Annotated in this window: 12 protein-coding genes; 9 read left to right on the top strand and 3 right to left on the bottom strand. The window is 59.4% G+C overall.

All coding sequences use genetic code 11. The features are described 5' to 3' along the window. Positions 1–168 precede the first annotated feature (168 nt). Positions 169–1,263, top strand: coding sequence for an iron-sulfur cluster carrier protein ApbC (apbC, locus tag V3W39_RS22305; protein WP_177046864.1), 1,095 nt, complete (start codon positions 169–171; stop codon positions 1,261–1,263). 496 nt (positions 1,264–1,759) lie between these two features. On the opposite strand, the gene fdxA is transcribed toward apbC, so the two are convergent. The 3 genes from fdxA to V3W39_RS22290 all read right to left on the bottom strand — a co-directional run bounded on the left by fdxA (position 1,760) and on the right by V3W39_RS22290 (position 5,328). Continuing rightward, positions 1,760–2,083: a ferredoxin FdxA gene (fdxA, locus tag V3W39_RS22300; protein ID WP_003208688.1), complete on the bottom strand. Its 324-nt coding sequence runs from the start codon at positions 2,081–2,083 to the stop codon at positions 1,760–1,762. A 142-nt stretch (positions 2,084–2,225) separates the two neighbouring features. After that, complete coding sequence (gene mutS / locus V3W39_RS22295) at positions 2,226–4,817, bottom strand: DNA mismatch repair protein MutS (RefSeq protein ID WP_330213354.1); 2,592 nt, start codon at positions 4,815–4,817, stop codon at positions 2,226–2,228. Between the two features lie 274 nt (positions 4,818–5,091). Beyond that, a complete protein-coding gene (locus V3W39_RS22290; RefSeq protein ID WP_177079718.1) occupies positions 5,092–5,328 on the bottom strand; it encodes a hypothetical protein in 237 nt (78 codons plus the stop codon). Positions 5,329–5,544: 216 nt separating this feature from the next. Between V3W39_RS22290 and V3W39_RS22285 the strand changes: the two genes are divergently transcribed. The 8 genes from V3W39_RS22285 to V3W39_RS22250 all read left to right on the top strand — a co-directional run bounded on the left by V3W39_RS22285 (position 5,545) and on the right by V3W39_RS22250 (position 12,450). After that, entirely contained in the window at positions 5,545–6,279 is a 735-nt protein-coding gene (locus tag V3W39_RS22285) for a LexA family transcriptional regulator (protein WP_177046861.1), read from the top strand. Positions 6,280–6,874: 595 nt separating this feature from the next. After that, positions 6,875–7,213 carry a phage holin family protein gene (locus V3W39_RS22280; protein WP_330213353.1) on the top strand — a complete coding sequence of 113 codons (339 nt, stop codon included), beginning with the start codon at positions 6,875–6,877 and terminating at the stop codon, positions 7,211–7,213. Positions 7,214–7,235: 22 nt separating this feature from the next. Next, entirely contained in the window at positions 7,236–7,751 is a 516-nt protein-coding gene (locus V3W39_RS22275; RefSeq protein WP_177046857.1) for a hypothetical protein, read from the top strand. 3 nt (positions 7,752–7,754) lie between these two features. Then, positions 7,755–8,363 carry a phage baseplate assembly protein V gene (locus tag V3W39_RS22270; RefSeq protein WP_330213352.1) on the top strand — a complete coding sequence of 203 codons (609 nt, stop codon included), beginning with the start codon at positions 7,755–7,757 and terminating at the stop codon, positions 8,361–8,363. Positions 8,364–8,375: 12 nt separating this feature from the next. Next, positions 8,376–8,708: a phage baseplate protein gene (locus V3W39_RS22265; RefSeq protein WP_003208675.1), complete on the top strand. Its 333-nt coding sequence runs from the start codon at positions 8,376–8,378 to the stop codon at positions 8,706–8,708. After that, entirely contained in the window at positions 8,705–9,700 is a 996-nt protein-coding gene (locus V3W39_RS22260) for a baseplate J/gp47 family protein (RefSeq protein WP_259196970.1), read from the top strand. Before V3W39_RS22265 ends, V3W39_RS22260 begins: the two co-directional genes overlap by 4 nt. After that, on the top strand, positions 9,697–10,326 hold the full coding sequence (locus V3W39_RS22255; protein ID WP_259196968.1) for a phage tail protein I: 630 nt from the start codon (positions 9,697–9,699) through the stop codon (positions 10,324–10,326). The genes V3W39_RS22260 and V3W39_RS22255 overlap by 4 nt, the downstream gene beginning before the upstream one ends. Further along, positions 10,327–12,450 (top strand): phage tail protein, encoded by a 2,124-nt coding sequence (locus V3W39_RS22250; protein ID WP_259196966.1) that lies wholly within the window; start codon positions 10,327–10,329, stop codon positions 12,448–12,450. The last annotated feature ends 1 nt before the right edge of the window (position 12,451 follow it).

The following is a 12,451-nucleotide window of genomic DNA, read 5'->3' as shown; positions in this document are numbered from 1 at the left end:
CTCGGCTACTTGATGAAACGGAGGTCGGCCACTATAAAGCGCCGGGAAATTTATTTCACCCCGTGCGGCTGTTTCAGGATTTTCCCGTCGGCCGAAAGCGTGCCGCTGGGGCGCTGGAACGGTTAGGATAGCCGCCTGTTTTAGTCAGTCTTTTTTCGGGAGTAGCCCATGAGCGCCGTCAATCGCGCAGCGGTGGAAGCCGTTCTTCGCCAATACACCGACCCTTACCTGGACCAGGACCCGGTCAGCGCCGGGTGCGTACGCGCCATCGACGTGCAGGGCGACAAGGTTTCGGTCCAGCTTGAGCTGGGCTACGCCGCAGGCCTGTTCAAGAGCGGCTGGGCGCAGATGCTGCAAATGGCTATTGAAGGCCTGGACGGCGTCAGTTCGGCCAAGGTCGACATCCAGTGCGTGATCGCCCCGCACAAGGCCCAGGCGCAGATCCCGGGCCTGGCCAACGTCAAGAACGTGGTGGCCGTGGCCTCCGGCAAGGGTGGCGTGGGCAAATCCACCACCGCGGCCAACCTGGCGCTGGCTCTGGCCCGCGAAGGCGCACGCGTCGGCATTCTCGACGCCGACATTTATGGCCCCAGCCAAGGCGTGATGTTCGGCATCGCCGAAGGCACCCGGCCGAAGATCAAGGACCAGAAATGGTTCGTGCCGATCGAGTCCCATGGTGTTGAAGTGATGTCCATGGCCTTCCTGACCGACGACAACACGCCGATGGTCTGGCGCGGCCCGATGGTTTCCGGCGCCTTGCTGCAACTGGTCACCCAGACCGACTGGGGCAACCTGGACTACCTGGTGATCGATATGCCCCCAGGCACCGGCGATATCCAGCTGACCCTGGCGCAGAAAGTGCCGGTGGCTGGCGCGGTGATCGTCACCACGCCGCAGGACCTGGCGCTGCTGGATGCCCGCAAGGGCGTGGAGATGTTTCGCAAGGTCAACATCCCGGTGCTGGGCGTCGTGGAAAACATGGCGGTGCACATCTGCTCCAACTGCGGCCACGCCGAGCATCTGTTCGGTGAAGGTGGCGGCGAGAAGCTGGCTACCCAGTACGGGGTTGAACTGCTGGCGTCGTTGCCCCTGTCCATGGGGATTCGTGAGCAGGCTGACGGCGGCAAGCCGACGGTCGTCGCCGAGCCCGACGGCCAGATTGCCATGGTCTACCAGGAACTGGCCCGTCACGTAGGCGCACGAATCGTCCTGCAGGAAGCCGCGGCCCAGGCCATGCCGACCATCACTGTCAGCGACGACTGACCCACCCGATGGGAAAAAAGCCTCGACTGCGTCGGGGCTTTTTCTTGTCTGGCGAACACGCAGGATGCGCTTGTTACCCTTTTGCGTAATTGCTGGTGTAAGCATTCACTTACTTTTTCGTAAGCGTTTGGGTTTTTTCGCTGGTGCGGACGTCTCGAATCGGCCGTCTATAATTCTATCTAATTGAAATATAACAATTATTTATTCGTGTCTGAACATCGAAACCTGTAGTCCAGCGATTTGGATCCCGTTGAACTTCCCCGGGAACTCTCTAAGATCAGCCCTGTGTCCACGGATTGACACAGTCATCACGGAACGATGATTCAGGGAACCTCGCAGGATGCGATTCATCAGGACGATGAAAAGGAACACAGGGACTAGGGAAAAAATGTGGGCGGGTCATACCGCCCCTTTTTTTTGCCTGTAGAAAAGTGAAACCCGCCCCGCAGAAATGCAAAAAGGCCCGCAAGGGGCCTTTTGGAGGGCATCGACGCTATCAGCGCTCGAGGTCTGCAATCTTGCCTTTTTTGCCATCCCACTCTGCCGCATCCGGCATCGGGTCTTTGCGCTCAGTGATATTCGGCCAGATTTCCGCCAGCTCAACGTTCAACTGAATAAATTCCTGCATCTCTGCCGGGACTTCGTCCTCGGAGAAAATCGCGACGGCCGGACATTCTGGCTCACACAGGGCGCAGTCAATGCACTCGTCCGGGTGGATGACCAGGAAGTTCGGGCCTTCGTAGAAGCAGTCCACCGGACACACTTCTACGCAGTCGGTGTACTTGCACTTGATGCAGTTGTCGGTGACGACGAAGGTCATTTCTAATTTTCTCCTCAGGCGGCGGCAGCGAAACCCTTTGTGGCAGGGCTCGCGAGGTTCGGGAGCGATAGTCTGCAGGCCAGGCTAAAAGCCCGCAGCATCCCAAACCGCGCGAGAGTCTACCAGCTTGCAAGCGTCTGCGTTATATCCGAGTCTTAAGTGCATATAACATTTCGAGCGCTTTTCGCGGCGTCAAGTCGTCCAGGTCAAGTTTAGCCAACTCATCCAGTACTGGATGAGGCAGGCTGGCGAACATGTCGCTCTGGTGCGGCGTGCTCGGTTTGTTGCTGGCTTTGGCCGGGCTGGCCACGGGAAGTTCGTGGGGCAGGGCGGTTTCTTCCAGGCGGCTCAGGTGCTCGCGGGCGCGGGTGATCACCTCCGCCGGCACACCCGCCAACTGCGCTACGGCCAGGCCGTAACTCTGGCTCGCCGGGCCGGGCAGCACATGGTGCAGGAATACGATGCGCTCGTTGTGCTCGGTGGCATTGAGGTGAACGTTGGCCACCAACGGCTCGTTTTCCGGCAGCACGGTCAGCTCGAAATAGTGCGTCGCGAACAGCGTATACGCTCGCAGGTGCGCCAACCGCTCGGCTGCGGCCCACGCCAGGGACAGCCCGTCGAAGGTGCTCGTGCCGCGTCCCACTTCGTCCATCAGCACCAGGCTGCGCTCGGTGGCGTTGTGCAGGATGTTGGCGGTTTCGCTCATCTCCACCATAAAGGTCGAACGGCCACCAGCCAGGTCATCACTGGAACCGATCCGGGTGAAGATGCGGTCCACCAGGGACAACTCGCAACTGGCCGCCGGCACGAAGCTGCCGATATGGGCCAGCAACACGATCAACGCGGTCTGGCGCATGTAGGTGGATTTACCGCCCATGTTCGGACCGGTGATCACCAGCATGCGGGTGTCGTCGTCCAGCGACAGGTCGTTGGCGACGAACGGCGTGGTCAGAACCTGCTCCACCACCGGGTGGCGGCCTTGCACGATGCGCATGCACGGCTCGCTGACAAACCGCGGGCAGTTCAGGTCAAGGTTCAGGGCGCGCTCGGCCAGGTTGCTCAACACATCCAGTTCGGCCAGGGCGGCGGCGGTGTCCTGCAACGGCGCCAGCTTGTCGATCAAGCTTTCCAGCAACGCTTCGTAGAGCATCTTCTCCCGAGCCAGGGCGCGGCTTTTCGCTGACAGCGCCTTGTCTTCGAAGGTTTTCAGTTCCGGGGTGATAAAGCGCTCGGCGCCCTTGAGGGTCTGGCGGCGCTGGTAGTCGATCGGCGCCTGCTCGGCCTGCTTGCTTGGCAACTCGATAAAGTAGCCATGCACACGGTTGTAGCCGACTTTCAGGTTGGCGAGGCCCGTACGGGCTTTTTCACGGGCTTCCAGGTCGATCAGGAACTGCCCGGCGTTCTCGCTCAGGGATTGCAGTTCGTCCAGTTCGGTGTCGTAACCGGTCTTCAACACGCCACCGTCACGGATGATCGCGGGCGGGTTGTCGATGATGGCTTTTTCCAGCAAGGCCGCCAGGTCCGGGTAGGTGCTGGTGGTGACTGCCAGTTGTTGCAGGTGTGGCGCTTCCAGTTCGGTCATCGCCGCTTGCAGTTGCGGCAGGGCGCCCAGCGCGTCCCGCAGGCGCGCCAGGTCACGGGGCCGTGCGTTACGCAGGCCGATCCGCGCAAGGATCCGCTCGATGTCGCCGATTTCCTTGAGCTGCGGTTGCAGCTTTTCAAAGCGGTAGCGGTCCAGCAGGCAAGTAATAGAGGTTTGGCGGGCTTGCAGCACCGTCAAATCCCGCAGCGGACGGTTCAGCCAGCGGGTCAGCAGGCGGCTGCCCATGGCGGTCTGGCAGCGGTCGACCACCGATTGCAGGGTATTATCGCGCCCGCCGGCCAGGTTGGTATCCAGTTCCAGGTTGCGACGGCTTGCGCCATCCAGCACCACGGTGTCGTCCAGACGTTCATGCCGCAGGCTGCGCAGGTGTGGCAGGGCGGTACGCTGGGTTTCCTTGGCGTAGCTGAGCAGGCAACCGGCGGCGCCGATGGCCAGGGTCAGGGTTTCGCAACCGAAGCCCTTGAGGTCTTGCACGGAGAATTGCTGGCACAGGCTTTTCAGTGCCGAATCACGCTCAAAATCCCACGGCGCGCGGCGCTTGGTCCCACGACGACGTTCCGCCGGCAGGTCCTTTGGCCAGTCATCCGGAATCATCAGTTCCACCGGGTTGACGCGCTCCAGTTCCGCCAGCAGGTTTTCCCAGCCCTTGATCTCCAGCACCGTGAAGTTGCCACTGGTGATATCCAGCACCGCCAGGCCGAACAGGCGTTCGTCCCCCAATACTGCAGCGATCAGGTTATCGCGACGCTCATCCAGCAGTGCTTCATCACTCACCGTGCCCGGGGTAATGATGCGCACCACCTGGCGTTCCACCGGGCCCTTGCTGGTGGCCGGGTCGCCGATCTGCTCACAGATCACCACCGACTCGCCCAGCTTAACCAGCTTGACCAGATAGCCTTCCAACGAATGGTAAGGAATCCCACACATCGGAATTGCCTGCCCGGCCGACTGCCCGCGCGCGGTCAGGGTGATGTCCAGCAACTTGGCGGCCTTCTTCGCGTCTTCATAGAAGATCTCGTAGAAGTCGCCCATGCGGTAGAACATCAACTGATCAGGGTGCTGGTTTTTCAGGCGCCAGTACTGCTGCATCATCGGGGTGTGGGAGGACAGATCGGAGGTGTTTTTACTCATTGGATAGTTGGCAAATTCGTTGAAAGTGATGGGGCAAAGGGGGCGCTTGGCCCAGCATTTTTTGCAATGGGCGCAAGGTTAACACGCGAGGTCGGGGCTTCGCAGTTCACAAACGGATAGGTAAAAACTAAACGGAGGGAGGTGCCTATTGCCAGCTGGTTCAGGATGAACATTGTAACTGTGGCGAGGGAGCTTGCTCCCGTTGGGCTGCGCAGCAGTCCCTTTTTTGGGGACCCCTCTGCGCCCCCGCGCGGGCAAGCTCCCTTTCAACGCATCAGCGCTTCATGGAGTCACACTGCGTGCGCAAATTACTGTCGCTGATATAGCTGCAAGAACTTCCACCCACCTCTGCATTACAGGCGGCACGCAGATCGGAGTTGCTGATGTAGGAGCAACTGCTGCCGCTTTGCTTGGCATTGCAGTAGTTACGCTGATCAGAGTCAGTGATGTTGGAGCAGTTGGCGAAGGTGTAACCGCTGAACATCAACAACATCGCAAGCACGAATCTCATTACTTTCTTCCTTGGTTTACCCGGACGCAGCCTGGCGCTGAATGATTCAATCTCGACGAGTATTTCGCCTAGATATCAAATTGACATCGTTTTGCGCAGAAGTTCCGCGGCTGTATAGGGAGGTTATGCATGAGAGACATTAAAACTCACCGATAACGCATAAAATATGCAAATTAGCATTTGCCAAGCATCAAAACTGCCTGCACTATCCGCGTTATGCAAAAACGCAACGTTTCTATCGTCTTAAGAGAGCTGCTGGACCGCGACCGGATCTCCCCCACGGAGCTTCACCGGCGTACCGGCGTGCCTCAATCCACGCTGTCCCGGATCCTCAGCGGCAAGATCGTTGATCCGTCGGACAAGCACATCTCGCGCATCGCCGATTACTTCCAGGTCAGCACGGATCAGTTGCGCGGGCGCGCGGCGCTGGTGCCGGCGCGGTTGGAGGAGCGCGACCCGATGCATTCGGAACTCAAGGACATAAGCCTGTGGGACGACGACACACCCGTTAATGATGACGAGGTGTCGATCCCCTTTCTGCGCGAGGTTGAATTGGCTGCTGGATCAGGAAGATTCGTCATCGAGGAAAGCGAGAAGGCCAGCCTGCGATTCGGCAAGCGCAGCCTGCGGCATAACGGTGTGCAGTTCGACCAGGCCAAGTGCGTGACGGTGCGCGGCAACAGTATGTTGCCGGTGCTGCGTGACGGCGCGACCGTAGGCGTCAACGCCGGCAAGTGTGGGATTGGTGACATCGTCGACGGCGATTTGTATGCCATCAACCACAACGGCCAGCTGCGGGTGAAACAGCTCTACCGCCTGCCTTCCGGGATTCGCCTGCGCAGCTTCAACCGTGATGAACACCCGGATGAGGACTACAGTTTCCAGGACATCCAGGAAGAGCAGATCAGCATCCTCGGTCACGTCTTCTGGTGGGGCATGTACGCCCGCTGATCCTTCTGCGTAAGACAAAGCCCGCCAATGAGCGGGCTTTTTTTCGCCTGCGCAAAACCACCAAACCCCGTACCTATAAGGCCGCGAATGCACCAATGCATATATCGAGCAAAAATAAATGCATTTGCGCATTGACTGTATATGCATACATGCATATTCTCCATCTCAAGCCAGCCAAGAAGGCCTGGTGGAGGCGGCAAGGATGCTGCCAAGGAAGACAAGGACGTTACGCAACACCGGCAAGGACGCCATCGAAGCGATGGCAGGGATGCCAGGCAACACCGGCAAGGATGCCGACGCTCTTTAGTTTCAAACCGTTTCAAGAACAGGCAGCGATGAACCGGCCTTAACGGTTCAGAGGGTTGGCAACTGGCCCGGGTGTGCAGCGTAAAGCACCAGAAGCAGTTATCCGGCAGACAGGGATCGTGGTCGGAAAAACATTGAGGAAAGGTCCGTACCGCGCCAGTAGCGCCGAAAGACCGAGGAAATCATTACTGAAAAGCCCGGGCAACCGGGCTTTTTGGAATGCCTACCTATAAATGGAATTACCCAAGACCCGGCACTGCGCCGGCAATGCTCAGCCAGGAGGCGTGACATGACAAACGAGCAGCAAGCGTTAGCGGAAATGCCTATCTGGCTGGTGATCGTACTGGCCCTGATCGGCGGTGTTTCCGGCGAAATGTGGCGCGCCGACAAGGAAGGCGCCCGCGGTTGGTCGCTGGTGCGGCGCCTGGCCCTGCGTTCCGGGGCCTGCATGGTGTGCGGGGTATCAGCCCTGATGCTGTGCTACGCCGCCGGCATGTCGATCTGGACGGCCGGCGCCATTGGTTGCCTGACCGCCATGGCCGGCGCCGACGTGGCCATCGGCCTGTATGAGCGTTGGGCGGCCAAGCGCATCGGCGTCAACGAAGGCACCCGTCAGGACCCGCAGTAACCGTTGCAAGGACGCTACTTAAATGACCCTCATCGAAAAACCTTCCCAACTCCCCCAGGCCATCAGCGAGGCGCTGCATATTGCCTTTCCGGACCTGAAGGTCGGCAATCACCAGGATTTTCAGGGCCCCGGGGATAACACCGGTGTGTTGATCACCGTCGAAGGCAATGGCCCGGGTATCCGCTCCCGTGAAGGGCGCAAGGCCCATGCCCTGGGGATTTCACTCAAGGCCATGGTCGCTCCGGGTGCATTGCCGTTTGATGCCTGCGACCTGGCCAGCCAACTGATGGACCTGGTGCTGGATAACCGCTGGAACCTGCCGCAGGCGCAATGCGATTTGCCCATCAATATCGTCGCTGCACCCTCAATACGGGCCACCGCAGAAACGGACTACGACACCTGGGCTGTCACCTTCACCCAAACCCTCTATATCGGACCGCCGTTGCTCAACGATCCCACCGGCAAGCCTCTGTTTGCCTGCACCTGGGAAGTCACGGACATCGACGACCCCGACCAATACAAACCCCTGGCGGAGTAGCCCATGTTCGACGCGCTGTTACGCATGCAACTGGGCCCGATCATCGAGCGCCTGGCAGAAATGGAATCCCAACTCGAAGACCTCTATCGCCGCGCCGAAAGTTTCTGCCGCATCGGCGTGTGCCAGGAGGTCGACGCCGCCAGTAATACCTGCAAGGTCAGCCACGGCGACTTGCTCACCCCGGCGATTCGTTTTTTCAACCCCAGTGCCGGAGAGCAAACCGAAACCCGCCTCCCTTCCGTGGGCGAGCAGTGCTTGTTGCTCAACTACGGCGGCGGGGAGGGCGGGGCGCAATCGGTGGCGTTGTTCGGCTTGAACAGCGACCGTTTTCCGCCGGTCTCCAGCGTCCCGACGCTGACCCGGCGCCGCCATCAGGACGGCACGCAAACCGACTATGACGACGCCAGTCATACCTTCAACTGGGTCAATGGCCCTACCACGCTTGTCGGCTCCCGCGAACAGGTCAATCTCAAGGTCGGCCCCGCCAGCCTGACGATGAGCGCCCAGAGCATCTCCCTGCAAGTCGGCGGCACCAACCTGTTGCTGGATGCCGGCGGCGCGCACTTCAGCGGCCCGGTGGTGGACCACCAGGGCCGGGTCATCAGCCCCTGACAAGGACATCCCATGATTGGAATCGATCGGAACACCGGGGCGGCCGTCGATGACTGGCTGCAATTCGTACAGCGCGCCACCCGAGCGTTGACCACACCCTTGGGCACCCGCCAGAAGCGCCCGCTGTACGGCTCGATGATCCCGCAACTGCTCGGGCAGAACCTCGGCGACGACCTGCTGATTCTCGCCCAGAGCCATGCCGCCCAAGCGTTCTACAACCCACAGAACGGCATCGCCGACTTCGAGCCGCAAGTCATCGTCGCCAACCGCCAGGGCGCCGGCCTGTTGTTGCGCTTCGCCGGCACCTGGAAAAACCGCAAACAATCTTTCGAGGTGGTGACATGAGCATGCTGATACCCGGCCAGAACCAGTTGGCCGAGCCGGCGATCATTGCCGTCGATGAGTTCGAACCGTTGCTGGCGGAGTTCAAGGCGTTTGTCGTGGATTACGTCGCTACGCGTGCGCCGGAAAATGCGGCCAAGCTCAAGGTCAGTCTTGAGAATGAAAGCGAGCTGTTGACGTTGGCACTGGAGGCCTTTTGCGTTCGCTTGCAAACCCACGAGCGCAAATACAACGCCCGAATCAAGCAGATGCTGGCGTGGTGGGCCACCGACAGCAACCTCGATGCGCGGCTTGCCGACATGGGCCTGGAGCGCCAGGTGCTTGATCCCGGCGATCCGGCGGCTTTCCCGCCAGTGCCGCCGACGCTGGAAAGCGACGATGACGCCCGCCTGCGTTATTACCTCGCGCCTCACGCTCCGGCGGCGGGCTCGCGGATGCAGTATCGCCGGGAGGTTTTCACCCTTGGTGAGCGTCCGTCAGTGAAAGTACAAAGCGCCACGCCCGGGGTGGTGACGGTCACTTATACCTTCGACCCGGACGGCTACGCGGCTCGGGTCAAGGATGGCAACGGCCGCCGAACTGCACCGGGTGAAGTGATGGTGACGGTCTTGGCCCGAGACGGGGATGGCACGCCACCTGCTGATCTGCTTGACGGTGTGCGCCGGCATTTCGCCCGGCCTGATGTGCGGCCGGAAACGGATCTTGTCACGGTGCAGGGTGCACAGATCCTACGTTACAAAATTCGCGTGGTGGCCAAGATCAACGCCGGCCCGGACTCCGGGCTGACCCAAGTGGCCGCGCAGCAGCTGCTGCAAACCTACGCCGAGTCTTGTCATCGCCTGGAAGGGCGGGTGGACCCGAGCTGGATCGACTACGCCATCCACTCGGCGGGCGCTGCGCAACTGCAAATCCTTGAACCGCTGGAACCGATCGTCACCACGGCGTTTCAGGCGCCGTATTGCACGGGTGTCGAGGTGGAGGTGCGCACGTTATGAACGAACCAAAAGGCAGCTTGCTGCCCGCCAACAGTTCGCCGTTGGAGAAGGCGCTGGACTTGGGTTTCGGGCAGTTGCTCGACCGGGTGACGCCACCCTTTCCCGCCTTAATGAACCCGCTGCTAACACCAGTGGACTTCTTACCGTACCTGGCGGCAGATCGTGGTGTTACTGAATGGAGTTCCAGTGCTCCTGAGGCTGAAAAGAGGGGCACGGTGAAGCTCGCTTGGCCGATCGCTCGCCAGTCCGGTACACGGAAAGCGCTGGAAAACGCCGCTACAGGCCTGCAGTTGGTCCCGCAGGTTCGCTCGTGGTACGAGCAAACGCCAATCGGTGCGCCTTACAGCTTCTCAGTGAGAGCGTTCACAAGCCTGGCTTACAGCGAAGAAATGGACGCTCGACTGGACCAGCGATTAGCCGCTGCAAAAAGCGAACGCGACATCCTGTCGGTCTCTGTGGGATTGAGCGCATTTGGTACCCATTCCATCGCTGCCGCGACGGTATGTGGCGAACTTACCATTGTCCATCCGATTGTTATCGACGGACTGAAAGCCGCCGGCAACGCATTCTCTGCCGCCGGCCTTTATAGCGTCGAGACGCTCACTATTTATCCTCAGAGGTTCTAAATGGCCGACTTTTATACTCTTCTTACCAATGATGGAATTGCCTACGAAACTGCCTGCAAGGCCGCTGGGCTTCCGATCAAGCTTGCACAAATTTCGGTTGGTGATGGCAACGGCGCTGTCTATAACCCGGATGCGACCGCCAAAGCATTGAAGCGCGAGGTATGGAGGGGGCCATTGAATGCCCTTTTCCAAGACGAGAAAAATCCCAGCTGGCTCCTGGCAGAGGTGACGATTCCGTCTGATGTCGGTGGGTGGTATGTGCGCGAGGCGGGTATCTGGACCGATAACGGCGTGTTGTACGCCATCGTCAAGTACCCGGAGTCGTTCAAACCCGTACTGGCGACATCTGGGTCGGGCAAAGAGTTTTACATCCGTTCGATTTTCGAAACGAGTAATGCGTCCCTGGTGACATTGTTGATTGATGACACCGTCGTCAAGGCAACTCGGGCGTGGGTCGTTGATTATCTCGGCGACGAGCTGGCCAAGCTTGATAGCAAGCAGTCGGTTCGTGTGGCGGCTACGGCAAATATCGTCTTGAGTGGCGCGCAGCAAATCGATGGGGTTGCAGTGATTGCTGGCCAACGCGTACTGGTCGCAGGTCAGACGTTGGCGAAGGACAACGGTATTTATATTGTTGCCAATAGTGCCTGGTCGCGCTCGATGGATGCCAGCTCCAGTCAAAGAGTCTCTCCTGGACTTAGCGTCATTGTTGAAGAGGGCGCTGCCTATGGAGGCTCTTTGTGGCAGTCGGTCAGCAAAGGGGTTATCGCGTTGGGCTCCACCCCGCTGGCATTCGAGATGCTGGCGGGAAGGAGTGGTGTTCAGGCGGGCACCTACAAAGTCCTGACTGTCGACAAATATGGTCGAACCATAGGCGGCACGAACCCTGGAACGTTGGCTGAGATGGGCATCAGGGATGCCTATACGAAAGATGAAATTGCGTCGATGTTCGGGAAACTGACCGATGAGTCGAAGTTGCCCCTAAAAGGCGGAACTATGACTGGCGCAATCAGCGCAGAGTTTTCTGGCATGGGAGGGGCTTTTGTCGATTGGCAAAAACGTATCCCCGCCCTCCAGATTAACTGTCCGATCAACTCGTATAGTTACTCTATTTGGAAGGGGACGATGTGGGGGGAACGTCATCTGGCGTCCATGGATGTTTACTCTGGTGGTACTTCGACCTCGCTCCCGGTAGTAGCACTTCATATGGGGGCTGTGCCGAGCGCTTTCCTATTTGAAGGCCAAGGTAACTTGACCATCAAGGGCGCCTACCTCGGCGAGGGTAGCCAACTCCTAAACCTTAACGCGAACGCCCTGACTCAGGGGACCGTACCTGCTGCACGACTGCAAGGTTCCTACAATATTGATGTGTCCGGAAACTCCGGAACAACCTCCCGGCTGGCGACTCCACGCCAAATCAATGGTGTGTCATTCGATGGCACGGCCAACATCGCGATTTCCGACAACTCCAAGTTACCCACCACGGGTGGCTTGATGTCAGGCACCGCCAGCTTTGAGCTACCTGACATGGGCGGGGGATTTGTCGCATGGCGAGGCCGCTCTCCGGCTGTGCAGATCAATGCGCCGGCAAACTACTTGGCATACCTGGTGTGGCGGGCAACGTGCTGGAATGAGCGACACCTAGCGGCAATGGAGGCTTATTCCGGCGGAACCAGCACCTCGCCGCCACAGGTCGTCACTCATGTGGGCGGCACGAATAACGCCATGACCCTTACCGAAGGGGGGCATTTGTCGATCTCAGGCATCTATAGCGGCAACGCCGCCGGCCTGACAAACCTGCCGCCGGCCACAGCCGACGTGCCGGGAGCCGTGCTTAAAAATACGGCCTCACTTGGGCCCAATGGTTGGTGGAAGTGTGCCCAGACGGGAATGATCAAGCAGTGGGGAATTACCTTGGGCGCTTCGGATACCGTCACCCATCGCAGTTTTCCTATCGCGTTCCCCAATCGGTGTGCATCGCTTGTAGCAAGCCGGACGAGTCTCTTTTACTCCGATGCCGCAACGGGCACTAATACCTTGATCGTCAGCAATACGCAGTTTTCGGTTATTTCCGGGCCGTTCAACTCACCTGATGATATTTACTGGGAAGCCACAGGCTACTGAC

Source organism: Pseudomonas sp. Z18(2022) (assembly GCF_036346535.1).
Taxonomy (GTDB): domain Bacteria; phylum Pseudomonadota; class Gammaproteobacteria; order Pseudomonadales; family Pseudomonadaceae; genus Aquipseudomonas; species Aquipseudomonas yamanorum_A.
Note: the sequence above shows the minus strand (reverse complement) of the source record. Positions and strands in the feature narration are given on the sequence as shown.

Bases quoted from the DNA above. Each gene is read 5' to 3' on its own strand.
- V3W39_RS22280 (WP_330213353.1), top strand. From the start codon at position 6,875: ATGACAAACGAGCAGCAAGCGTTAGCGGAAATGCCTATCTGGCTGGTG.
- V3W39_RS22290 (WP_177079718.1), bottom strand. From the start codon at position 5,328: ATGAGATTCGTGCTTGCGATGTTGTTGATGTTCAGCGGTTACACCTTC.
- V3W39_RS22285 (WP_177046861.1), top strand. From the start codon at position 5,545: ATGCAAAAACGCAACGTTTCTATCGTCTTAAGAGAGCTGCTGGACCGC.
- fdxA (WP_003208688.1), bottom strand. From the start codon at position 2,083: ATGACCTTCGTCGTCACCGACAACTGCATCAAGTGCAAGTACACCGAC.
- V3W39_RS22275 (WP_177046857.1), top strand. From the start codon at position 7,236: ATGACCCTCATCGAAAAACCTTCCCAACTCCCCCAGGCCATCAGCGAG.
- V3W39_RS22270 (WP_330213352.1), top strand. From the start codon at position 7,755: ATGTTCGACGCGCTGTTACGCATGCAACTGGGCCCGATCATCGAGCGC.
- mutS (WP_330213354.1), bottom strand. From the start codon at position 4,817: ATGAGTAAAAACACCTCCGATCTGTCCTCCCACACCCCGATGATGCAG.
- apbC (WP_177046864.1), top strand. From the start codon at position 169: ATGAGCGCCGTCAATCGCGCAGCGGTGGAAGCCGTTCTTCGCCAATAC.
- V3W39_RS22250 (WP_259196966.1), top strand. From the start codon at position 10,327: ATGGCCGACTTTTATACTCTTCTTACCAATGATGGAATTGCCTACGAA.
- V3W39_RS22255 (WP_259196968.1), top strand. From the start codon at position 9,697: ATGAACGAACCAAAAGGCAGCTTGCTGCCCGCCAACAGTTCGCCGTTG.
- V3W39_RS22265 (WP_003208675.1), top strand. From the start codon at position 8,376: ATGATTGGAATCGATCGGAACACCGGGGCGGCCGTCGATGACTGGCTG.
- V3W39_RS22260 (WP_259196970.1), top strand. From the start codon at position 8,705: ATGAGCATGCTGATACCCGGCCAGAACCAGTTGGCCGAGCCGGCGATC.